The following is a 23,564-nucleotide window of genomic DNA, read 5'->3' on the forward strand; positions in this document are numbered from 1 at the left end:
CTGGACAAGAACGCAGCAAGGAGGCTGTACCCACCATGAAACTCGCGCTCTACCTGCCGAACTTCCGTGACAAGGTGACCGTGCGGGAACTCGGGGACCTCACCGCCCTCGCCGAGGACCTCGACTTCGACTCCGTCTGGACACTCGACCGCATCATCGTCCCGGAGTCCTCCGACCGCGGGGAAATGCAGTACCCCTTCGGGATGCTGGACGAAATGGGCAAGCAGCTCCCGGTGAGTTCGCGGGGCGAATTCCTCCAGGGCATGCCGCTGCTCCCCTGGCTCGCCGCGAAGACCTCGAAGGTCCGGATCGGCATGAGCATCATCGACACGCCGTACCGGTCCCCCGGGGTGCTCGCCGCGGAGCTGGCCACCATCGATCACCTCTCGGGCGGCAGGCTCAACGTCGCCGTCGGCTCCGGCTGGATGCCCGAAGAGTTCGCCGCCGCCAGCGCCGCGCACATCTTTCCCAAGCGGCACAAGCACGTGCGCGAAACCATCGAGATCATGCAGGGCATCTGGACCAACGAGGTCTTCGAGTACCACGGCGAGTTCGCCGACTTCGAGCCGGCCGGATTCGGGGCGAAGCCGGTGCAGAAGCCGCACCCGCCGATCTTCTTCAGCGGGCTCAAGGACCCGAAGCGCTCGGCGAGCCGCATCGCCAAGTACAACCTGTCGGGCTGGATCGGGATCCAGGACTCGCCCGAGGACATCCGGCGGTGGCGCACCGAGATCCAGCGCGAGCTCGACGAACTCGACACCAAGCGGTCGGTCGACGACCTCGAGATCGCCAGCATGATCTGGTTCGTCATCACCGACGAGGACGTGGACCAGAGCCCGCTGGGCAAGGGCACCAACCTGCTCGTCGGGTCGGCGGCGCAGATCACCGACCGGCTCAAGCGCTACAACGAAGCCGGGCTGACGATGCCGTTCCTGTGGCCGCCGTTCCAGGACGTCCCGGTGGCGAAGACGCTCGACGACATGAAGCGGCTCAAGGAAGAAATCCTGCCCAAGATCGACGCGATGTGAAAGGGAACGAGAATGTCCGAGCTTGAGGGAAAGCGCGTCTTCGTCACCGGGTCCGGCGCCGGGATCGGCAAGGCCATCGCGACGCTGTTCATCGAACGCGGCGCCAAGGTCGTGGTCAGCGACCTCAACGCCGACTCGGCCAAGCAGACGGCCGACGAGATCGGCGCGGCCGGCGTCGCCAACTGCGACGTCACCGACGAAGCCCAGGTCCAGGCGGCGATCCAGCAGGCGGTCGACCTGCTCGGCGGCCTCGACGTCCTGGTCAACAACGCCGGGATCGAGGTCTCGTCGCCGCTGCTGCAGCAGTCCACGGAGAGCTTCGACAAGATCTTCGCGGTCAACGTGCGCGGCACGTTCGTCGCGATGAAGGCGGCGACCCCGCACCTGGTCGAGTCCAAGGGCAACATCGTCAACATCTCGTCGATCGCCGGCATCGGCGGCAGCCCGCTGCTGGGTTCCTACTGCGCGACGAAGGCGGCGGTCATCCAGCTCACCCGCGTCGCCGCGGTCGAGATGCGCCCGGCGGGCATCCGCGTCAACGCGGTCTGCCCGGGTTTCGCCGACACGGCCATGGTGGAGCGCCTGGTCCCCGACTTCGAGGCGGCGACCCAGGTCCCCTTCGGCGACCTCGTAGCCGCGAAGCAGGGCCGCCTCGGCACCCCGCAGGACATCGCGGAGGTGGCGGCGTTCCTGGCGTCGGACCGGGCGACCTGGATCACGGGCAGCCACTACGTCCTGGACGGCGGCCTGTCGGCGTCCTTGGTGTGACCCCCGGCTCGGCGGGCCCGGCCATCCCCCGGGCCCGCCGACCCGGCCCACGCTGCCTGCGGCCGTCGCGGTGCCGAAGGTGTCCTTCAGCTCGTCGGTCCGACGGCGGGACTCAGCCGCGCAGGGCGCTGCCGGCCTGCCAGGCGCTCCAGCCGATCGCCCAGTCGCCGTGGCCGTTGTCGATCGACAGCTGCGGGCCACCCGAGTTGGTGATCTCGACGACGTCGCCGGCGTTGAAGTTGTCGAAGAACCACTTGGCGTTCTCGGTGTTCATGTTGAGGCAGCCGTTGGAGACGTTGTCGCTGCCCTGCACCCCGACCGTCTTCAGGTTCTCGTGCAGGTACTCGCCGTCGTTGGAGATCCGCACGTCCCAGTTCTCCGGCGCCTTGTAGTAGCCGGGGTCGCCCTCGCACACGCCGTAGCTGCAGGAGTCCATGATCGTGTGGTCCACTTTCGACAGCACGGTGTGCGTGCCGTTGAACGTCGGCGTCGGACCCCGCGGCGGGGTGTCGACGGTCTTGCCCATGCTGATCGGCGCGGTCTTCACCAGCTGCCCGTTGTGGAACGCCTTCATCTGGTGCGTCTTGCCGTCCGCCTTGGCGACCCAGGAGTCGTGCACCTTGTAGGTGGCCGAGACGTCCTGGCCGCCGTACACCCCGCCCCCGATCGGCAGGCCGAAGGTCGTCGTCTCGAGCTTCACCGTCGAGCCGGCCTTCCAGTACTCCTGGGGCCGGAAGTGCACCTCGCGCTTGCTCACCCAGTACCAGCCGCCGCCCTGGGCGGGCGAGGACGTCACCTTGAAGGACTTCTCCACCGTGGCCTTGTCGGTGATGTCGTGGTCGAACTTCAGCCCGATGATCAGGCCGACGCCGATGTCACCCGACGCCGGCTGGAAGAGCGAGGCGGTAGCGACTCCGGCCGGCTTGAGCGTGTGCACTTCCCCGCGCTGCTCGCTCGCCGCACCCGCCGGGTTCACCGCGGTGGCGACCGCTTGGTACGTGGCCCCGTACCGCAGGTTGTCCGCGCTGGTCCAGGTCGTCTTGTCCGGCGAGAGGTCACCCTTGACGGCGTTGCCGGTCTGCGGGTTCGTGACCGTGACCGCCTGCAACGTGCCACCCGACGCCTTGACCACGATCGGGTCCTTGGGGCTCAGCTGGTCCCCGCCGCCGAACGCCACCGTCGCGGCCGGCACCCCGGGCGCCGTCGCCGTCCCGGCCACTCCGGCCGCTCCGACCGCTTGTGCGGTCCCCCCGGTCTCGTTCTGTCCACTACACGCGGCCAACAGCAGGGCCGCCAGGCCGAGCCCGGCGATGCGAATCGCTCTCACGGTCCATCAGACGTTCGACCCGACGCAAAGTTGCGTCACGATCCGGTCGTTCGCGGACGAGTTGCCGTCGGCCCTCACCCCGCAATGTGCCTGCCTGGAACGCATCGCCGGAGAATGGCTCGACCGGCCAGACCGGCCACGCCGTGGAAGTCGCCGACCGCTGTGAAACCGCACCGATCCCGGCGACCAGCTCCGCCAGGCCCAGATTGCACTCGACGCCCTGAGGAGTCCGGGCGGGCGCCGGCCTGACGAGACTTCGCCGCGCTCCAGACAGGGGTTGTTGGACCGGGGCTACGCCGAAGTCACCGAACTGGCGCCACACGACGGACTGTCGTGACCATTGCCCGAAGCGCGCACTGCATTCGCCGTGGCCGCTGGTTCGGGCTCAGGCCCCGGGACATGCGAAAGGGCCTCGCACCAGCAGGTGCGAGGCCCTTCGTCAGAAGCTACTTCACTTCTTGGCAGCCGACGTGCGCTTGGCCGGAGCCTTGGCGGCGGGCTTCTTCGCGGCGGCGGTCTTGGCGGCGGCCGGCTTGGCGGCGGCCGGCTTGGCCGCGGCCTTCGCCCGCGTGGTGGTGGTCGCCTTGGCCGCGGTGGCCTTGGCCGGGGCCTTGGCGGCCGCGGTCTTCGGGGCCGCCTTGGTGGCGGTGGCCTTGGTCGCGGTGGCCTTGGTCGCGGTGGCCTTGGTCGCGGTGGCCTTGGTCGCGGTGGCCTTGGCGGCAGTGGCCTTGGCGGCCGGCTTCGCCGCGGTGGCGCGCGTACGAGTGGCGGTCGCGCGGGCGGTGGCCGGCTTGGCCGCGGCCGCGCGGGGCGTGGTGGCCCGCGTGCTGGTGGCCTTCGCCGGGGCCGACGCCTTCGCCACGGCCGCACGAGTCGTCGTGGAAGCCGCGGTGGCGCGCTTCACCGGCGCGGCCTTGGCCAGCTTCTTCGTGCCGGAGATGACGTCCTTGAAGGTGGTGCCGGCACGGAACGCGGGAACGTTGGTCTTCTTGACCTTCACGGCCTCACCGGTGCGCGGGTTGCGCGCGGTGCGAGCGGCGCGGGCGCGCTTCTCGAAGACACCGAAGCCGGTGATGTTGACCTTCTCGCCCTTGTTGACCGTCCGGATGATGATGTCCACCAGACCGTCAACGGCCTGCGCAGCCACCTTCTTGTCGTCACCCAAGCGCTCCGACAGCGCATCGATCAGCTGGGCCTTGTTCGTCATTCCAGTCCTCCAAAGTGGAACTCGTCAGGCCCGTACTGGCCGACGTCACACAGAGTATTACCAGAACGCCCGAATCTCCAAACCCCGTGACGGCGGACTTTGTTGCGTCGCACCGCAGAGAGCCAGCGATACGTCCATATAGGACATCGCAAAGTCGATCATTTGTTCTAGTCCCGGCCACCCGGCGACGAACAGGAGCAAGGTCCTGGACGGTCGGCCAGTCGCAGCCGATGAACTCCGATACTCGGTACCCGCCGCGCCGCGCGTCGACGTTCGGGACGCAGAGCTGCTGTTCCAGCAAGAAAGACGGTCACGCCGAAATCGAGACCGGGCAGGATCCACTGTCCCGGGATGGCATCCCAGGCGGGAGCGGCCTGCCCGGGCGGACTCCCCTACAGATCGACGGTTTCGTTGGTGCCGGGGTCGGGGGCCGACCCGGTGACCCGCGCCTTGGCCATCTCGAACAGCGCCCGCGGTTTGCCGCCGGGGGTCGTCCAGTACTCCGCCGACTGCGCGTCCACCTTGAGCAGCACCACATCCGCGTCTTCCGGTCCACCCGGGAACCAGGCCTCGACGAACTCGTTCCACAGAGCCTTCTTCCGGGCGACGTCGTCCACCACGGACGCGGCGCCGCTGAGCGACAGCCACGAACCGGAACCGGCGTAACCGACGTTGACCCGGCTGTCGCGGGCGACCTCGGCCACCATGTCGGCGCTCCTCGCGACGAAGAACCACGCCGACCCGTCGAACTCCACCCGCTGACCGGTCATCGGCCGGCTCACCAGCTTGCCGTCGGCCTGGTGGGTGGTGATCATCGCCGTACCGACCTTTTTCGCGATATCGGTGACGATCTGGTTGTCTTCGGCACTCATGTCCGCTCGCTCTCTCGACGGTGTCGCGTTTCGGTGTCAGGCCGGGTGAATGGCGTCCGGCCGGTGTACGGCGGTGCGCCCGGTCTTTTCGCTCCGGACCAGGAACTGGGGCGCGTCCGGCGAGGCGTCGACGACTCGGCCGCCCGCATGGGTGCGCGACGTGATCTCCTCCTCGATCGTGCCCGTGGAACTCTCGTTCCCCGCGTCCCAGCGGACCCGATCGCCCTTTTCGAAGTCGTCGGCCATGCTCGGGATTTCCCGTTTTCGGCCGGTTTACTCCTCCACCGTGCCTCGGCACCCGCCGCCGCACCGGGAAGAAAGCGAGCAGGGCTGCGGCACGGCTCGTGTCGCTCTGATTCCGCGGCGGCGCTCAGCCGGTGCGATCCCGGCGGCGTCGCGGCGAAGCCGATCGCCGAGCCGGTCCGGCGAGGTTCTCGTGGTCACGGGCCGGATGCGCGCGCGGGCGGGAGGTTCGTGGCGTCGGCACCGAGGGCCACCCTCAACCGGTCGGCGCTTCGCCGGGCCGACGGGTCGAGGCCGTCCAGCGCGCTGCCCTGACCGGCCGGCCGCCGTGGCACCGCGAAGGTGCGCCGAGCCCGTCGGCGACGGCACGAATCACCCGGGCGTCGATCATCGGCGGTCCGGACCCGCTGTTCCCGTGGTCATCGGATCGGACAGGTAGCGGCGCGTTCCCTCGTGCGGGACACGTGGTACTGCTGCCGCTTCCCCTCAGTCCGCTGAGCTGCTTTCGGCGTCACGCCGGCCCATGTTGTGCTGCTGGGCTTCGTGGAGCTGGTCTTCGAGGGTGACGATGCGGCACGCGGCGTCGATGGCGGTGCCCTGATCGACCATCTCCCGCACCCGGGCGGCCAGGCGCAGCTGGTGCCGGGAGTAACGGCGGTGCCCGCCGGCGGACCGCTGCGGGGTGATCAAGCCGGCCTCGCCCAGACTGCGCAGGAAACCTTGCGTGGTGCCGAGCATCTCGGCGGCCCGGCCCATCGTGTACGCGGGGTAGTGGTCATCTTCGAACTTGTCGGCTCCGCTGGGCGTGCCGGGTCCTGGTTGGTCAGGAATCACTCTGCCTCCACATCACAAAGGACCCCGGGTGCCACTGCGGCACCCGGGGTCCTCAAGGGTTGGGTTTCACCATTGTCAACCGACGCGACCGCCGGCTTCCTGCACCCGCGTCCGGCGTGAAGCCGGATCGTGCGGGGATCGCTTACTCGTGACCGAGCACCACCTCCGAACTCGATGGGACTGCGGCACCCGCGCGGCACTACCTGGCCGCTGCGGGCGATCCAATGATGGTTCCGTTCCCTTCTCTCCTGGGTTTTCCTCTTGCTGGGTACTGCCACTTCACCTGCTGCGGACGTCAACGACGGGAACCCTTCCACTGATCGGTCCCAGCACGCTTGACGCCGCTGGTCACTGCCCGGAGCCCCGTTCACCGATCGGCTCCGGCCACCTGACCGGTACTGCACTTGCACTACTGACTACTACTGACTTGCACAACGACTACTACTGATCTTCAGCGGGCGTACATCCGTCGCCCGCACGGTCACCAGCCGAAACCTTGTTCCGTGATCGGCTCCGTGCTGCCTGACCGCCTTGTCTCACCTCGCGGGTAGTTACGTCATCTCCCGCGCCTGCTTGACGTTGTCTTTCTCGGTATGAGCAGAACACTACACACGCCCGCCGCTGAATGTCTACTCCAGTCGGCATAGATTTTCTGGAGCCAGCCGAACGGGTGACGAGGAGGGCGAGTCCGGGCACGGCACCACCACGGTCCTGCCGGATCAGCCGCGGGAGTCCTCCCTGGTGGGGCGTTCCGCCACGGCGGAAGGACTTCGCGTTTCCGGCGGCGGCTTCCGGGGAAACCCGGGGCGATGGCCGACAACTCCGTACCCGATGACGCCACCCTCGACGCCGTGGGCAAGGTGACCGAGGCGCTCGAGACGATCGAACGCGCGCGGGGGCACCTCTACGCGTTCCACCAGCAGACGGGCTGGGCGGACCTCATCTTCGGCGACGCGGTGGAGCGGCTCGAGAAGGCCGGGCACACAGCGTGGGCGGAGCGGATCCGCGAGGAGCTGATCGGCCTCAACGTGCTCCCCGACCGGTGGACGTTCCAGGTCGTCGAGGACTACGACGACGGCTACTACCGCACGTGCCGCGATCTGGAGCGGTCACTGCTGGCCGAGTTCACCGGAGGGCGCCGTCACCTGCAGGAACAGCAGATGAAGGACGCCCGGCGCACTCGGGGCCGCGCCGGCCACGAAGCCGGCCCGCCGAGTACTCCGCCGCCGGAAGCGTGAAGGGAAACCGGCGGCCGTCGGCGCGGGACGCGCTGTGGCCCGCCGCGCGGACCGGAGTCGGGTGCGACGACGGTGACGTCGGTGTCGTGGACCCCGCCGGCCCGGACCGGGTCGCGTTGACCGTTCTGCCGATCCGGCAGCAGGATGCCACAGTTGAAGTTGTGGATCTGTCTCGCGCGGAACCGGCTCCGGACGGGACACCCGCGGTACCCGACGCCGAGCAGGCCGGAATCATCGCTGCGCTGCGCCGACGTGTCCGCACCGCGTGCGCGGAAGCCGGGATCCCCGTCGAAGACCGGGCCCGGCTCGTGCTGGAGATCACCCTCCTCGCCGAACCCGTTCTCGACATCGGCGGAACGGTCGCCCTCGAAGCCACCGCGGCCGATGGCGTGCTCACCATCACCGTCCGGGTGCCGGAACCCATCGCGTGGCAATTCCCGCTCGGCGACCAGCCGGTCCCGGTGCCCGCCGACGACGACCGGGCGAGCCGGCAGGAGATGCTGGCCCTGACCGACCGCGCGGACACGCTCGCCCGGCAACAGCAGGAGCTGCGGGACGAGCTGGCCGACACCAACAGCGGCGTGCTCGCGATGTACGTCGAACTCGAGCAACGCGACGAACAGCTCCGCCACGCCCACGCCCGGATCTTCCAGGAACTGGAAGACGCCCTGCGGCCCCGGCCGCCGGCCGTTCCGGGGCTGGAGCTGGGCGTCTGCTACTCCCCGACCGAACCGGACTCCCCCACCGGCGGCGACCTCTACGACTGGTTCGTCCTGCCCGACGGCTGTCTGCACGTGACCCTGGTCGACGCCGTCGGCCACGGCGTCGCCTCGACCAGGGACGCTCTCACCGTCACCCACGCCATCCGCACCCTCGCCCTCGAAGGCCACCCGTTCCCGGACCTGATCGCCCACGCGTCCCGCACCCTCGCCCCGATCGCGCCCGACCTCATGGCGACCGTGCTGCTGGCCCGGATCCACCCCGGCACCGGCGCCACCCAGCTCGCCAACGGCGGCCATCCCGAGCCCGTCCTCGTCGACGCCTCGGGCGACACGCGGTTCCTCCGCCCTCCGGTCGTCGGCCGCGGTGTCGGCTTCCCGGACCCCGGCAGTCCCGGCCTGGTCGAACTGGGCTTGGCGCCGGGAGCCACGTTGCTGCTCTACACCGACGGTCTGGTCGAATCCCGCAAAGACATCGACGAGGGCCAGGCCCGCCTGCTGGAGGCCGCTCGCACGCACGCCGACCGGCCGGCGAGGGTCCTGCCGAGCGAGGTCGTCGCCCGGATGCACGACGTCGTCATCTACGCGGACGACACCGTGCTCCTGGCCATCCGCCGATCCGCGGCCGACGCGAATCGCTGACCCACTCGCCCACGCCGGCGACGGGATCGCGACGAAACACCTGCCATCGCCGAGAAACCAGCGGATCCGATCCACGTTCGCGATCGCTTGGGCCGCAAAGTGTGCGAGCGGCCCGGCTGAGCGTGCGGTCCAGCCGGACTTCCCGACGTGAATCCGGACCGTCACAGACCGCCGCCGCGACGATGACACGCTCGAGAGCCATTCCCGGACCACACGCGAGTACGTCCTTCGCGGACGAGTCGTCCCCGCTGCGATAGGCGCGGGACCGGCGACACAAGAGCCACGGGCGCGGCCTGCTACCTCTGCCGGTGGTGCAAGAACAATCGAGCGACACCTGGGTCCGGCGTGCCGGCGTCGATCCGCTTCGACGATCACGGTCGAACCACCGTTGATCAGTTCCCGAAGACGGCGGAAGGAATCTCCGGCGCGACGACATCCACAAACCAAAAAACGCAGCTGACCGTGGTCAACTGCGTTCGGGTGGATACTGCTGGTACCCCCGATGGGATTCGAACCCACGCTACCGGCGTGAGAGGCCGGCGTCCTAGGCCGCTAGACGACGGGGGCTTAGGAACTTCCCTGGTTTCCCAGGGGCTTTTCTGTTTTTCTTGCTGGAGAGAACTTACCAGAGGCGATTTCTCGCTCTGCAGGGGGGTCACTCTCCGCAGCTGGGGTACCAGGACTCGAACCTAGACTAACTGGACCAGAACCAGTCGTGCTGCCAATTACACCATACCCCAGTGAGGTACCTTGCCGACCTGGTCGGTTCAGCACCGCACGAGAAGAAATACTAGAGCACGCCGTTCCGGACGGTGAACGCGGGGGTGTCACTGCGACGCTGGGCGGGTACGCCGATCGTCGCGTACTCCGAAACCAGCAGCTCAGGAAGCTCGGCGAGACCGGCGACCGTGTGGACGCCCTCGGGGGCGCGCTCGCCGATGCCGTCGCGGTCGAGCCAGACCGCACCGAGGCCGGCGTCGCGGGCGCCGATCGCGTCCGTGTCGAGTTTGTCGCCGACGTGCACGGCCTGGGCGGGTGCGCAGCCCAGGCCGAGGCAGACCGTGTGGAACATCACCGGGTCGGGTTTCGCCACGCCCAGCTCCCCCGCGATGGCTACGTGATCGAAGAACGGCGCCAGGCCGAGATCGGCGATTTTCTTGCGCTGGTGGACACCTGACGCGTTCGTCACCGCGGCCAGCACGAGACCGGCGGCGCGCAGCCACTCCAGGCACTCGAGGACGTCGTCGAACAGCTGCCACGACGTGTCGAGCAGTTCCCGGCGCCGCCGCTCGAACGAGAGCACCTGCTCGGTGTCGGCGAGGATGCCGAGCTCCGCCAGGAAACAGTCGGTGCGGCGCTCGTGCATCGTCGCGTAGTCGAGCTCGCCGGCGACGACGAGCGCGACGTGCTCTTCGGTGATCAGGTCCCACAACGGCCAGAGATCACCCCGGCCGGTGAGGATGTGGAGGCTGCGGCGGATCGCGGCGGTGCAGTCGATCAGGGTGTCGTCGATGTCCAGGCACACCAGCCGCAGCTCCGGCGGTACCCAGGGCTCGGGCGCCGCCTCGGCGGGGGCGGTTCGCGACGGGGTCCGGGGTGCCAAAGCGAAATCCACCCAGTGAGGCTAGGGCAACGGCAGCGTTCGCGACGCTGCCAAAGAGGTGATTGCCACTCGCCTGTTCCGGCGCAGTCGCTCTACTCCCAGTTGGCGAACCGTCTTCTTTCGGTTATCCGACCATTGCGCGGCGCAGGCGTCCCAATGAGACGTCGCGGCCGAGCAGCTCCATCGATTCGTACAGCGGCGGGGAAACGGTCCGCCCCGTGATGGCGACCCGGACGGGCGCGAAAGCCTTGCGGGGCTTGAGACCCAGACCGTCCACAAGCGCGTCTTTCAGCGCCTGCTCGATGGCCGCGGTCTCCCAGGACGGCAACGCCTCGAGCGCCGAGAGCGCGGCTTCGAGCACCGGCTGCGCGGCTTCGCCGAGGTTCTTCGCCGCCGCGTCCTCCTCCGGCGCGAACGTCTCTTCGCCGGTGAACAGGAAGCGCACCATGGGAGGCGCGTCCGAAAGGACCGTGACGCGCTCCTGCACCAGCGGCGCGATCGCACTCAACCGCGTGAGCTGCGCCTCGCTGGGCGCGTCCGGCAGGACGCCCGCCGTGACGAGGTAAGGCGTCACCCGGCTCACGAATTCGGCCGCCGGCAACGCCCGGACGTGCTGGCCGTTGATGGCTTCGGCCTTCTTGACGTCGAAGCGCGCCGGGTTGGCGCTGACCTTCGTGACGTCGAAGGCCGCGACCAGCTCCTCGACCGAGAACACGTCACGGTCGTCGGCGATGGACCAGCCGAGCAGGGCCAGGTAGTTCAGCAGGCCCTCGCGGATGAAACCGCGGTCGCGGTAGTTGAAGAGATTCGACGAAGGGTCGCGTTTGGACAGTTTCTTGTTGCCCTCGCCCATGACGTAGGGCAAATGGCCGAACTGCGGCGTGAACTCCGCCACGCCGACGCGCTCCAGCGCCGCGTACAGCGCGATCTGCCGCGGCGTCGAGGGCAGCAGGTCCTCACCGCGCAGCACGTGCGTGATCTTCATCAGCGCGTCGTCGACCGGGTTGGTCAGGGTGTAGAGCGGCTCGCCGTTGGCCCGCACCAGCACCGGGTCCGGGATCGTGTTCGCCGGGAAGGTGATGTCGCCGCGCACGAGGTCGGTCCAGCCGAGGTCGGCGTCCGGCATGCGCAGCCGCAGCACGGGCGCGCGGCCTTCGGCGCGGTAGGCGGCGCGCTGCTCGTCGGTGAGTTCGCGGTCGAAGTTGTCGTAGCCCAGCTTCGGGTCCAGGCCCGCGGCCTTGCGCCGGGCCTCGACCTCGTCGTTGGTCGAGAACGCCTCGTACAGCTCCCCCGCTTCGAGGAGCTTCGCGGCGACGTCGGCGTAGATCGCGCGACGCTCGCTCTGGCGGTACGGCCCGTACTCGCCGCCGGCCTCGGGGCCCTCGTCCCAGTCGATGCCGAGCCAGCGCAGCCCGTCGAGCAGCTGCTCGTACGACTCCTGCGAGTCGCGCGCGGCGTCGGTGTCCTCGATCCGGAACACCAGCTTGCCCTGGTTGTGCCGGGCGAAGGCCCAGTTGAACAACGCCGTGCGGATCAACCCGACGTGCGGGGTGCCGGTCGGCGAAGGACAGAAGCGCGCGCGAACCACCGATGTCTCACTCATAGCCCGATCAGCGTATCCGTCGCCACATCGCTTGACGCACGGACCAGGGCGGGTGCACCCTCATCTTATTCAACACACGATGAATAGATGGGGAGATGGTGGAGATGACCGAGCGCACGGGCTGCGTCGTCATCGGTGGCGGGCCGGCCGGAGTGGTCACGGGGCTGCTGCTGGCCCGGGCCGGCGTCGAGGTGACGGTGCTGGAGAAGCACGCCGACTTCCTGCGGGACTTCCGCGGCGACACCGTCCACCCGTCGACCCTGACCCTGCTGGACGAGCTGGGGCTCGGCGAGAAGTTCGACGCGCTGCCGCACAGTGAGCTGTCGTCGGCGGGCTTCCCGCAGGAGAACGGCGAGGTGATGAAACTGGCCGACTTCACCCGGCTGAAGGTCCCCCACCCGTACATCGCGATGGTGCCGCAGTGGGACTTCCTCGACCTGCTCGCCGAGAGCGCGCGCAAGGAGCCGACGTTCGTCCAGCGGATGGAGACCGAGTGCACCGGGCTGGTCCGCGAGCAGGGCCGGGTCGTCGGCGTCACCTACCGCACGGCGGCCGGGGAGACCGGCGAAATCCGCTCCGACCTGGTGATCGCCGCCGACGGCCGGTGGTCGGTGGCCCGCCGCGAGGCCGGTCTCGTGCCGCGCGAGTACGACTGCCCGTTCGACGTCTGGTGGTTCCGGCTCACCCGCGCGGAGGGCGACGTCGACGGCGTGCTGCTGCCGAAGATGCGCGACCGGCGCTTCGCCGTCCCGCTCCCCCGGCCCGGCTTCTTCCAGGTCGCCTACCTCGGCCCGAAGGGCGACGACCTGCGGCAGCAGGGCATCGAGGCGTTCCGCGAGAACGTCGCGCGGATCTGCCCCGAGTTCGCCGGCCGGGTGCACGAGCTGCAGACCATGGACGACGTGAAGTTCCTCGACGTGCGGCTCAACCTGCTGCGGCGGTGGCACGTCGACGGCCTGCTCTGCATCGGCGACGCGGCGCACGCGATGTCGCCGATCGGCGGCGTCGGCATCAACCTGGCGGTGCAGGACGCGGTCGCGGCGGCGACGCTGCTGGCCGAGCCGCTGCGGCGCGGCCGGGTTTCGCCGGCGGACCTGGCGAAGGTCCGTTCGCGGCGGCTGCTGCCGACGTTGCTGGTGCAGGGGCTGCAACGGCTGCTGCACCGGACCGTGGTCCGGCAGGTCATGGCGGGCAAGCGCAACGGCCCGCCGGCACCGATGATCAAGCTGTTCGCGAGGTTCCCGCGGCTGTCGTACGTCCCGGCCCGGCTGCTGGGCCTGGGCCTGCGCCCCGAGCACGCCCCGGCCTACGCCCGGCGCCCGATGGAGCCGGTACGGCGGTAGTCCCCCGGAAAGCCGTGAATGGCCCATCGAGGGACTCAGAGTCCCTCGATGGGCCATTCACGGACTTCAGCTGCTTTCGACCGGGTTGGTCAGGGTGCCGATGCCCTCGATGGTGATCGAGACGCTCTGGCCGCTCTCGATCGGGCCGACGCCCTCGGGGGTGCCGGTGAGGATGACGTCGCCGGGCAGGAGCGTCATCACGCCGGAGACGAACTCGACCAGCTCGGGGATCTTGTGCACCAGGTCGGAGGTGCGGGCGTCCTGCTTGAGCTCGCCGTCGACCTCGGACCGCAGCGCCAGGTCGGACGCGTCGAGCGACGTCTCGATCCACGGCCCGAGCGGGCAGAACGAGTCGTAGCCCTTGGCGCGGCCCCACTGGCCGTCGGACTTCTGCAGGTCGCGGGCGCTGACGTCGTTGGCCACGGTGTAACCGAGGATGGCGCTCGCGGCGCGCGCGGCCGGCACGTTCTTCACCGGCTGGCCGATCACGATGGCCAGCTCGCCCTCGAAGTCGACGCGGCCGACGCCGGACGGGCGGCGGATGGCGGCGTTCGGGCCGATGACCGACGTCGACGGCTTGATGAACAGCATCGGGGCGCTGGGCACCTCGTTGCCGAACTCGGCCGCGTGCTTGGCGTAGTTGCGGCCGACGGCGATCACCTTGGACGGCAGGATCGGCGCGAGCAGCCGGACGTCGGCCAGCGGCCACCGCTTGCCGGTGAAGTTGGGCTGGCCGAACGGGTGCTCGGCGATCTCCAGGACCTGGGCGTCGTCACCGTCCCCTTCGACCGAAGCGAACGCGACTCCACCGGGATGAGCAATACGGGCTAGGCGCACACCGATCAGTCTACGTGCGCCCCGCCCGTGCCCGGCGTTACGGTGGTGCTCTTGTGGACCAGCGCGTCGCAGAGGGCCAGCCAGCTGGCCTCGACGATGTTCCCGTGCACCCCGACCGTGGTCCATTCGCGTTCGCCGTCGGTGCTTTCGACGAGCACGCGCGTGACGGCGTCGGTGCCGGGGTGGCCCTGCAGGATCCGGACCTTGTAGTCGGCCAGGTCCACACTGTCCAACCAGGACAGGTGCGGGCTCAGGGCCTTGCGCAGCGCGGCGTCGAGGGCGTGGACCGGGCCGATGCCCTCGGCGGTGGCGATGACGCGCTGCCCGCCGACGTGCACCTTGACCGTCGCCTCGGAGACGACCTCGGCGTCGGCGCGGTGGTCGAGCACCACGCGGTAGGACTCGAGCTCGAACGGCGCCTCGGCCGGGACGTCGGCCTCCTGGCGCAGCAGGAGTTCCAGGGAGGCGTCGGCGGCTTCGAAGGACCAGCCCTCGGCTTCGAGGCGCTTGACCTTCGTGATGGCGCTCGTCAGCGCTTCGGGCCGGCCGGCAAGGTCGACCCCGAGCTCACGTCCCTTGAGCTCGAGGCTGGCCCTGCCGGCCATCTCGGTGACCAGTACCCGCATGTCATTGCCGACAGAAGACGGATCGATGTGGTTGTACAACAACGGATCCACCTTGATCGCGCTCGCGTGCAGTCCCGCCTTGTGAGCGAAAGCCGACGCCCCTACGTAAGCCTGGTGGGAGTAGGGGGCGAGGTTGGCGATTTCGGCAAGGGCATGGGAGACCCGGGTGAGTTCGGCGGCGCCTCCGGTCGGGAGGACGTCCATGCCGAGCTTGGTCACCAGGTTTCCCGTCACGGCGAAGAGGTCGGCGTTGCCGGCCCGCTCCCCGTAACCGTTGGCGGTGCACTGGACGTGCGTCACGCCGGCCTGCACCGCGGCGACGGAGTTCGCCACGGCGCAGGAAGTGTCGTCCTGACAATGGATCCCGAGCCGGAACCCGGTCTTGTCCTTGACGGTCCCGACGGTCTCGGCGAGGCCCAGCGGCAGCTGGCCGCCGTTGGTGTCGCAGAGCACGAGGACGTCGGCCCCCGCGTGCCCGGCGGCGTCGAGGACCCTCAGTGAGGTTTCGGGGGAATACGCGTAGCCGTCGAAGAAGTGCTCGGCGTCAAGGAAAACGCGGCGCCCCTCCCTCACGAGGAATCCGACGGTGTCCCGGACCATCGCGCAGGCCTCGTCGACGTCGACGCGCAGGGCACGTTCGATGTGGCGCAGATCGGACTTCGCGACGAGCGTGATGACCGGAGCTTCGCTGTCGAGCAGCGCGCGCACCTGCGGATCGGCGTCGGCGGTGGTGCCGGCCTTGCGGGTCGCGCCGAACGCGACGAGCGCCGCGTGCTTCAGCGTCAGCTCGCCTTTCGCGGCACGGGCGAAGAACTCCGTGTCCTTGGGCAGCGCGCCCGGCCAGCCGCCTTCGATGAACCCGACGCCCAGTTCGTCCAGCAGCCGCGCGACGGCCAGCTTGTCCTGGACGGAGTAGGAGATGCCCTCACGCTGCGCACCGTCGCGCAGGGTCGTGTCGTAGAGGTGGAAGGCATCGCCGAGGGGGGTATCGGCGGGCTCCGTGCGGGTCACGGTCGGTCTCCTCGATGCGGTGGGGCTGTTTCAGGCAACAAAAAAACCTCCCGCAGGGTGCGAGAGGTTGCGCGCCGGGAGCTCTTGTGGAGCTATCGTCCGGCGCGCTCGATGATAATGATCGCGAAGCTGGTCATGGTCGCATCATGCCACAGGCTTTCGACGGAAGTCCACAACCTGGGCCAAGCTCCCACCATCCGGGACACAACCGGGCCGGCCAGTGCCACGCTCGGGTCGTCCGCGACGCCGAGCACCGCACGAACGGACCGTTCGCGACCGAACCCACACCGACGACCCATTCGCGGCACCACCACGACATCGTCACCGGGCACCCCACACACATCGTCCGCCGCGAGGCGGTCTACGAAGCCTGGCGGGACGCGATCGTGCGCACAGACGGCTTCGACGTCGTACAGCGCTCGGCAAAGCGCCACCCGACCCCCGTAACCGACAAGCGCGACGCTCACCCCTCGCCCACCACTCGTCGCAAGTCCGTGAAGGCCTCCTTGAGAGACGTAGAGTCCCTCAAGGAGGCCTTCACGGACTTGCCTGCACCACCACGAAACGCGAGCAGCACGGCGGCGGGGCGGCTGGGGCGGCGCAGTCACGACAAGCCGTGAATGGCACATTGAGGGACTCTGAGTCCCTCAATGTGCCATTCACGCCTTTGCCCGGGTCAGGCTGCGGGCCGTGCGTTCCAGCAGGGGCGGACTCGCGTCCAGAGCGCGATCGTCGACGTCCGCTCGGCGGCCCTGGGCGGTCTCGAACGCCGTGAGGCCGTAACCCGTCGCCGCCAGGTCGAGCTCTGGCTGGGATCCCGCGTCGGCCAGGCGGTCAAGGCACGCCTGACTGGCGCCCCGAGGCGGCCGCACTCCCCAGGCGCGGGGCGGACCAGATCAGCGCCAGCGGTCCGTTCACCATCGTCTGAGCACCACCGGCCCGCTCGCGCCGCCGAGCACACCACGACCGGCCCGTTCGCCATCAAACCCGCACCACCGGCCCGCCCCCGCCACCAGCGCGCGAAAGGGACATCCCCAGGCACGAAAAAGCCCCGCACCACCAGGGTGCGGGGCTCCTCCAAGAGCAGAAAGCGTTCTCAGCCGGTACGCACGTTCGACGACACGAGCGCCGCCAGCCGGTCACCGATCGCCGTCGTGGCACCCGGCGACGCCTGGTCCCGCGTGGCCAGGTCAAAAGCCACCGAAGCCTCGATGCGCCGCGCCGCTTCCTTCTGGCCCAGGTGGTCCAGCAGCAGCGCCACCGACAGCACCGCGGCCGTCGGGTCGGCCAGGCCCTGGCCCGCGATGTCCGGGGCCGAACCGTGGACCGGCTCGAACATGCTCGGGTTGCGGCGGGTCATGTCCAGGTTGCCGCTCGCCGCGAGGCCGATGCCGCCCGTCACCGCGGCCGCGAGGTCGGTGATGATGTCGCCGAACAGGTTGTCCGTCACGATGACGTCGAACCGGGACGGGTCGGTCACCAGGTGGATCGTCGCCGCGTCCACGTGCGAGTAGGCGACCGTCACCTCCGGGTGCTCCAGCGAGACCTCTTCGACGATCCGCGACCACAGCGACCCGGCGAACGAGAGCACGTTGGTCTTGTGCACGAGCGTCAGGTGCTTGCGCGGCCGCGCCTCGGCGCGGTTGAACGCGTCCGCGACCACACGACGCACGCCGAACGCCGTGTTGACGCTGACCTCCGTCGCGATCTCGTGCTCGGTGTCCTTGCGGATCAGGCCGCCGGTACCCGCGTACGGGCCTTCGGTGCCTTCGCGCACGACGACCATGTCGACGTCACCGGCGTCGGCCAGCGGTCCCCGGACACCCGGGTACAGCCGCGCCGGGCGCAGGTTGACGTGGTGGTCCATTTCGAACCGCAGACGCAGCAACAGGCCGCGCTCCAGGATTCCGCTCGGCACCGTCGGATCGCCGACCGCGCCCAGCAGGATGGCGTCGTGCTGGCGAAGCTCGCCCAGCACCGACTCCGGGAGCAGCTCACCGGTCGCGTGCCATCGCGCGGCGCCGAGGTCGTAGTTCGTGATCTCCGCCGTAGGTGCCACTTCACCGAGCACCTTCAACGCCTCGGCGACCACCTCGGGCCCGATCCCGTCTCCTGGGATCACCGCGAGCCGCATCCACACACCTCCGTCGACCAGGCCACCGGACGCACCGATGGCCCACCGCAACAAAACGCCAGCAGCCGGAAGGTTACCGGCCGTAGACAAATGGCCGTAGCCGCACCACCCTTATGCCGCATCCTCCCGCAGGGTGAGACACCCGATTGGGTGAATAACAGTGGGGCGCCCCCGGCGGATACCCGCCGGAGACGCCCCTGAACCTGCACAGATCGATCTTCCGACCCGCTACGAGCGGCCCGCCCCGATCGGCTGACGGTCATTCCCCGGCCGGGCACCCTGGGCCGCATCCACCTTGACCACGTTCGCCCGGTTCCCCGCGGCGTTGTGGTGCTCGATGGCGAGCAGCCCGAGCGCGTTGTCGGCCGCGGCCGACGCCGCGTTCCGGGTGACGACCAGCGCCGTACCCGGCTTCGCGACGTAGCCCAGCGCGGCGTCGCCGCCACCCTGGACCGAGTAGCCCGGCGCGAGCGCGTCGAACGACAGCGGCGTGCCGACGTAGTCGATCAGCCCGTTCGTCGTGCCCGGAGCGACGTAGTAGCCGCTGACGCCCACCGTGTAGGAGATGCGGTGGGTGTCGGCGGTCGCGTCGATGCCCAGCGCGGCCAGCGAAACCGGCAACGTGATCACGTTGGTGTCGAACACGTTGGTGTCGACGTCGCCGAGCTGCCCGTTGACGGCCTGGATGTCGACGGTCGGGAAGCCCGGGGTCAGCGCGACCGTGACCGCGATCAGGACGTCGGTCGCCGTCGCCTTGGTCACGTAGGTCTCGAAGTCCGGCGTGCCGTCCCCGGTCGTGTCGATGTCGACGAACGGCGACGTGTTGCTGCCGATGTTCGCCCAGTCGCTCCAGGTGGACAGGCCGAACGCGAGGATCGCGTTCTCCGGCTCACCCTGCGCCTTCGCCAGCGGCGCGGTGGAAGCCGCGCCGATGTAGCGGAGGTCGCCGCCCTTAGCGGTCCGGTTCACCGTGCAGTCGGTGATCACGTCCGCGTCGCACTCGGCCAGCTGCGGGGACTCCGCCTGCAGCTCGAGCACGCTGATCAGCGAGCGGTAGCGCTGCGCGCCCGTTCCCTGGTCCACACCGCGACCGGTCAGGTTCAGCACGGCCTGGGTGGCGTCCGGGGCGAACTTGACCGACGCCGGCGTCGAAATCGCCGAGACCGGCTTCGGCGCCGCGTAGACCGAAACCCGCAGCGGCACCTTCGCCCCGCTCTTCGGGGTGAAGGCGACGCGGCCGGAGGCGTCCGCGACGAACTGCCGGGCGAGCCCGGCCTGGACGGCCTGCATGGTCGGGTCCATCACCTTGCGCAGGGCCTTCGGGTCGGTGATCTTCAGCGTCACCTTGACCTTGGCGGTGCCGCGCGGCGAGAGCTTCACCGACGGCGTGTCCACTGTGTACTCGACGCCCGGCAGCGCGTTGACCGCCTGGTAGGCCACCGAGTACTCGACCGGCGTGACACCCTTGTTGACCAGCTTGATCGTCTTCGACAGCGTCACCGGGCCACCGGCTTCGACCGTCCCGAAGCTGACGCTGACCGCGCCCGGGTCGTCCTGGACGTAGGCGAGCACCTGGTTGTCCAGCGCCGCCTTGGCGTCGATCCGGCCGCTGCCGACGCGCTGCGGCGCGAAGGTGTGGCCCGAGCCGTCGGTGACGTCGTGGCCGGCGGTGTCGATGACCGAGGCCTTGACCTCCTCGACCGACCAGTCCGGGTGGGACTGGCGGACCAGCGCCGTGATGCCCGTGGTGTGCGGGGCGGCCATCGACGTGCCGGACAGCACGGTCCGGCCGTTGCCGCTGCCGCGGAACGCCGAGGTGATCGTGTCACCGGGGGCGGCCACGTCCGGCTTGAGCGCCGGGCCGCGGGTGCCGCGCGAGGTGAACGAGCTCGGGGTGTCGACGATCTTCTTGTCGTAGGTCTGGATCGACGCGCGACCGGTGCCGTAGAGGCGCACCTGCAGCGTGCCCGCGGTCAGCGACGCGCGCAGCGGCGCGGTCGCGGAGCCGGTGAACTGGAACATCGGGATCGCCGCGTTGCCCGCGATGCCCGCGCTGAAGTGCTCCAAAGTGGACGACAGGAGCACGCCCTTGGCGCCGGCGGCCTGGGCGTTGTTCGCCCGGACGGCCGAACCGCACGCGCGGGTCGAGTCGTTGTCGTCCCACTCCAGCCAGACGAACTTGCCGGCCGCCTTCGCCTTGTCCGCCGCGGAGTACGCCGCGCAGCCCGCGTTGTTCGCGCCCGCCAGTGCGACGACCGGGGCCGTCAGGTTCAGCGTGTCGTAGCCGGTGTAGCTCTGGCTGTACTGACCGGTCTTCGGGCCCTTGACCGCGCTGGGCGCGGTGACGTCGGCGGCGTCGCGCAGGACACCCGCGTCCCGCGTGCTGGCCACGGTGAGCGCCTCGGGCGTGTTGCCCGGGGAGCCGGCGATGTCGTTGATGTCGCCGCCGTTGCCCGCGGAGATCACCGGGAGCACGTTGTTCGCGGCGAGCTTGCGCACGAACAGCGAGTCCGGGTCGTCCGGCGCGCCGAAGTCGGAGCCGAGCGACAGGTTGACGATGTCGAGGTGGTCGGTGAAGTCGCCGTCGCCGTCCGGGTCGAGCGCCCAGTCCAGCGCCTGCGAGGTCACGTTGGTCGAGCCTTCGCAGCCGAACACCTTGATGGCGTAGAGCAGCGATTTCGGCGCCGTGCCCGGGCCGATCTGCATCGCGTCGACCTTCTTGGCGTCGAGCTTCTTGTAGTCGCCCTTGAAGGTCTTGCCGTCGGCGGTGACGCCGAAGCCGCCGATGGTGCCGGCGACGTGCGTGCCGTGCTCACCGCAGGCCAGCGGGTTCGGGTCCGGCGCCGGGGTGGTCTTGCCGGGCGTCGCGGCGTCGTAGTCGTTGCCGACGAGGTCGGTGCCGCCGACCACCTTCGCGCTCGGGAACAGCGGGGTCGGCTTGGTGCTGTCGACGCTCTTGTAGGCCGCCTGCGTGCCGGGGCCGCCGAAGTCGGCGTGGGTGTAGTCGATGCCGTCGTCGATGACGCCGACGCGGACGCCGTCGCCGAACTTGCCGGTCTGCTGCCACGCGGCGAGCGTGTTGGTCAGCTGCTCGGCGCTGGCGTTGGTGCGGGTCTTCGGCACGACCGTCCGCACCGAGACGACGTCCGCGCGCTTCGCGACTTCACGCAGCTTCGCGGCGTCGGCGGTGACGACCACGCCGGGAACGGCGTTGGCGGTCTGGGTGACGACCTGCGGCTTGGCGTCGGCCGAGCGCAGCTGGCCGAGCACGGAGGTCACCGCGGCGGCGGTGTCGTCCTTCGCGGCGCGGGCGGCCCGCTTCGCCTGGTCCTTGCCCTGCGGCCGGGCCGCGGTGAACGCGTCGACGGCGGGCTTCTTGGCCAGCTCGACGAACGCGGTGACGCGGCCCTGCGCGGCGGCCAGGCGCGGCGCGACCTTGCCCTGCAGCTTGGCGTCGTCGATCTTCGCCGGCGTGACGCCGTCGGCGAGCGGTGCCTCGGCCGCGGTCGCGACCGGCGCCCCGAGCGCGGCGACCAGCACGACGGCGAACGCCGCCGTCATGGCTCGCGCGGGTAAGCGGGATCTGCTCATGAGTGGGCCCCTTACTCGAGGTCTGGACCCGAACCTGCCTGCCGCTCCTGGCACCCCCGACGGTGAAGCACGGCAACCGCGCCGTGCCCTCGACGACGCGTGGTTCAACCTCGCGGGGAGAACCTAATGCCCCAAAACACCTACTTAGGTAGGCAAAGAAGTCCGTTATGTGAATGTGATTGCCCACTCCGGACACACGAAGGCCCCCTCGCCGGAACGACGAGGGGGCCTTCGAAAAGCGCGGAACGTCAGTTGAAGTCGACGGCGCGGATCGTGTGCGCACCCACCGCGGCGCCGATCGGCTCCAGCAGGTGCGCGTCGATGTGGCGGTCGACGCGCAGCAGCATCACGGCGTCGGAGCCGTCGGTGGTCTGGCTGATCTGCGCGGCCTCGATGTTGATGCCGGCTTCGCCGAGCAGCGTGCCGACGCGGCCCATCACGCCCGGGCGGTCCGGGTACTCGACCAGCAGCACGGTGCCCTCGGCGCGCAGGTCGAACCCGCGGCCGTTGACCTCGACGAGCTTCTCGGCCTCGTCCTTGCCGGTGACCGAGCCGGACACGGTCAGCGTCGCGCCGTCGGCGTGCACCGCGCGCAGGGTGACCAGGTTGCGGAACTTCGGGCTCTCCGACTCCGTGGTCAGCTGCACCTGGACGCCGAGCTTCTCCGCGAGCTGCGGCGCGTTGACGAACGTGACCTGGTCCTCGACCACGCCGGTGAACACCCCGCGCAGGGCGGCCAGCTGCAGCACCGAGGTGTCCTCGGCCGACAGCTCGCCCTTGACGACGACCTCGACCGACGTCGGCGCCTTCGGGTTGAGCGCGGTGAGCAGCGTGCCGAGCTTCTGCACCAGCGACAGGTACGGGCGCACGTGCTCGCCGACCGCGCCGCCGCCGGAGACGTTCACCGCGTCCGGCACGAAGTCGCCGCGCAGGGCCAGCAGCGTCGACTTCGCGACGTCGGTGCCCGCGCGGTCCTGCGCCTCGGCGGTGGAGGCGCCCAGGTGCGGGGTGACGACGACGTTCTCCAGCTCGAACAGCGGGCTGGACGTGGTCGGCTCGGTGACGAAGACGTCGACGCCGGCGCCGCCGACGTGGCCCGAGCGCAGCGCGTCGGCCAGGTCCTGCTCGACGATCAGCCCGCCGCGGGCGGCGTTCACGATGATGACGCCCGGCTTGGTCTTCTTCAGCGCCTCGGCGTCGATGAGGCCCTTGGTCTCCGGCGTCTTCGGCAGGTGGATGGAGATGGCGTCGGCGCGGGTCAGCAGCTCGTCGAGGGTGACGAGCTCGATGCCCAGCTGCGCGGCGCGCGCGGCCGAGACGTACGGGTCGTACGCGATGAGCTTCGCGTCGAAAGCGGCGAGACGCTGCGCGAACAGCTGGCCGATCTTGCCGAGGCCCACGACACCGACGGTCTTGCCCTGCAGCTCGACACCGGAGAACGAGCTGCGCTTCCACTCGCCGCCGCGCAGGCTCTGGTCGGCGGCCGGGATGCGGCGCGCGACGGCCAGCAGCAGCGCCACGGCGTGCTCGGCGGCGGAGACGATGTTGGACGTCGGGGCGTTCACGACGAGGACGCCGCGCTCGGTGGCGGCGGGCACCTCGACGTTGTCCAGGCCGACCCCGGCCCGGGCGACGACCTTGAGCTGGGTCGTGGCGGCGAAGACCTCGGCGTCGACCTTGGTGGCGGACCGGACCAGGAGCGCGTCGGCGCTCTTCACCGCCTCCAGCAGCGCGGATCGGTCCGTACCGTCGACGTGCCGGACCTCCACCTCGTCACCGAACACACTCAGCACGGAGGGGGCGAGCTTCTCCGCGATGAGGACAACTGGACGTTGGAGACTGGGCTTGCTCACGATGCTGCTCCCACTATCTGGTCACTTCCAGGACGTTCATATGTGTCGACAGACGGTCTCAGCACGTCGTTGTGCGGCAGTCGAG

Annotated in this window: 17 protein-coding genes, 2 tRNA genes and 1 pseudogene; 5 read left to right on the forward strand and 15 right to left on the reverse strand. The window is 69.7% G+C overall.

Translation table 11 applies throughout. The annotated features are described in order from the left end of the window. The first annotated feature begins 35 nt into the window (after positions 1-35). Complete coding sequence (locus tag OG494_RS28025; protein ID WP_328443663.1) at positions 36-1,028, forward strand: LLM class flavin-dependent oxidoreductase; 993 nt, start codon at positions 36-38, stop codon at positions 1,026-1,028. A gap of 12 nt (positions 1,029-1,040) precedes the next feature. Next, a complete protein-coding gene (locus OG494_RS28030) occupies positions 1,041-1,796 on the forward strand; it encodes an SDR family NAD(P)-dependent oxidoreductase (RefSeq protein WP_328443665.1) in 756 nt (251 codons plus the stop codon). A gap of 112 nt (positions 1,797-1,908) precedes the next feature. Here OG494_RS28030 and OG494_RS28035 read toward each other — a convergent pair whose 3' ends face one another. The 5 genes from OG494_RS28035 to OG494_RS28055 form a co-directional block, all read right to left on the reverse strand. Next, positions 1,909-3,081 (reverse strand): Ig-like domain-containing protein, encoded by a 1,173-nt coding sequence (locus OG494_RS28035; protein ID WP_442874503.1) that lies wholly within the window; start codon positions 3,079-3,081, stop codon positions 1,909-1,911. 493 nt (positions 3,082-3,574) lie between these two features. Then, positions 3,575-4,330: an HU family DNA-binding protein gene (locus OG494_RS28040; RefSeq protein WP_328443667.1), complete on the reverse strand. Its 756-nt coding sequence runs from the start codon at positions 4,328-4,330 to the stop codon at positions 3,575-3,577. A gap of 392 nt (positions 4,331-4,722) precedes the next feature. Continuing rightward, entirely contained in the window at positions 4,723-5,202 is a 480-nt protein-coding gene (locus OG494_RS28045) for a pyridoxamine 5'-phosphate oxidase family protein (RefSeq protein WP_247054254.1), read from the reverse strand. Between the two features lie 36 nt (positions 5,203-5,238). Then, on the reverse strand, positions 5,239-5,448 hold the full coding sequence (locus OG494_RS28050) for a DUF2945 domain-containing protein (protein WP_328443671.1): 210 nt from the start codon (positions 5,446-5,448) through the stop codon (positions 5,239-5,241). A 483-nt stretch (positions 5,449-5,931) separates the two neighbouring features. Continuing rightward, positions 5,932-6,279 (reverse strand): helix-turn-helix domain-containing protein, encoded by a 348-nt coding sequence (locus OG494_RS28055; RefSeq protein WP_328443673.1) that lies wholly within the window; start codon positions 6,277-6,279, stop codon positions 5,932-5,934. A gap of 809 nt (positions 6,280-7,088) precedes the next feature. Between OG494_RS28055 and OG494_RS28060 the strand changes: the two genes are divergently transcribed. Then, the gene (locus OG494_RS28060) at positions 7,089-7,517 is read left to right on the forward strand and encodes a hypothetical protein (RefSeq protein ID WP_328443675.1); all 429 of its coding nucleotides are present in this window, start codon (positions 7,089-7,091) and stop codon (positions 7,515-7,517) included. Between the two features lie 230 nt (positions 7,518-7,747). After that, complete coding sequence (locus OG494_RS28065) at positions 7,748-8,878, forward strand: PP2C family protein-serine/threonine phosphatase (RefSeq protein ID WP_442874504.1); 1,131 nt, start codon at positions 7,748-7,750, stop codon at positions 8,876-8,878. 491 nt (positions 8,879-9,369) lie between these two features. Here OG494_RS28065 and OG494_RS28070 read toward each other — a convergent pair. From OG494_RS28070 to gltX, 4 genes are all read right to left on the reverse strand, one after another. Continuing rightward, positions 9,370-9,445: transfer RNA gene (locus tag OG494_RS28070), tRNA-Glu, on the reverse strand. A 101-nt stretch (positions 9,446-9,546) separates the two neighbouring features. Then, positions 9,547-9,618 (reverse strand) — tRNA-Gln (locus OG494_RS28075). Positions 9,619-9,668: 50 nt separating this feature from the next. Beyond that, positions 9,669-10,403: an HAD family hydrolase gene (locus OG494_RS28080; RefSeq protein ID WP_328459047.1), complete on the reverse strand. Its 735-nt coding sequence runs from the start codon at positions 10,401-10,403 to the stop codon at positions 9,669-9,671. A gap of 202 nt (positions 10,404-10,605) precedes the next feature. After that, positions 10,606-12,084, reverse strand: a complete 1,479-nt coding sequence (gltX, locus tag OG494_RS28085) for a glutamate--tRNA ligase (RefSeq protein ID WP_328443679.1) — start codon at positions 12,082-12,084, stop codon at positions 10,606-10,608. Between the two features lie 95 nt (positions 12,085-12,179). Here gltX and OG494_RS28090 point away from each other — a divergent pair, with 95 nt between their 5' ends. Further along, a complete protein-coding gene (locus tag OG494_RS28090) occupies positions 12,180-13,427 on the forward strand; it encodes an FAD-dependent oxidoreductase (RefSeq protein ID WP_328443681.1) in 1,248 nt (415 codons plus the stop codon). 66 nt (positions 13,428-13,493) lie between these two features. Here OG494_RS28090 and OG494_RS28095 read toward each other — a convergent pair whose 3' ends face one another. The 6 genes and pseudogenes from OG494_RS28095 to serA form a co-directional block, all read right to left on the reverse strand. Continuing rightward, entirely contained in the window at positions 13,494-14,264 is a 771-nt protein-coding gene (locus OG494_RS28095) for a fumarylacetoacetate hydrolase family protein (protein ID WP_328443683.1), read from the reverse strand. A 5-nt stretch (positions 14,265-14,269) separates the two neighbouring features. Beyond that, positions 14,270-15,901 carry a citramalate synthase gene (cimA, locus tag OG494_RS28100; RefSeq protein ID WP_328443685.1) on the reverse strand — a complete coding sequence of 544 codons (1,632 nt, stop codon included), beginning with the start codon at positions 15,899-15,901 and terminating at the stop codon, positions 14,270-14,272. A 734-nt stretch (positions 15,902-16,635) separates the two neighbouring features. Next, positions 16,636-16,761, reverse strand: a pseudogene (locus tag OG494_RS48455) (Lrp/AsnC family transcriptional regulator); the annotation flags it as partial. 236 nt (positions 16,762-16,997) lie between these two features. Beyond that, positions 16,998-18,035, reverse strand: a complete 1,038-nt coding sequence (locus tag OG494_RS28110; protein WP_328443687.1) for a 3-isopropylmalate dehydrogenase — start codon at positions 18,033-18,035, stop codon at positions 16,998-17,000. A 228-nt stretch (positions 18,036-18,263) separates the two neighbouring features. Continuing rightward, positions 18,264-21,626, reverse strand: a complete 3,363-nt coding sequence (locus OG494_RS28115) for a S8 family peptidase (protein ID WP_328443689.1) — start codon at positions 21,624-21,626, stop codon at positions 18,264-18,266. 248 nt (positions 21,627-21,874) lie between these two features. Next, positions 21,875-23,479 carry a phosphoglycerate dehydrogenase gene (gene serA, locus OG494_RS28120; RefSeq protein WP_328443691.1) on the reverse strand — a complete coding sequence of 535 codons (1,605 nt, stop codon included), beginning with the start codon at positions 23,477-23,479 and terminating at the stop codon, positions 21,875-21,877. Between the last annotated feature and the right edge of the window lie 85 nt (positions 23,480-23,564).

It is taken from the genome of Amycolatopsis sp. NBC_00438, assembly GCF_036026695.1.
Taxonomy (GTDB): domain Bacteria; phylum Actinomycetota; class Actinomycetes; order Mycobacteriales; family Pseudonocardiaceae; genus Amycolatopsis.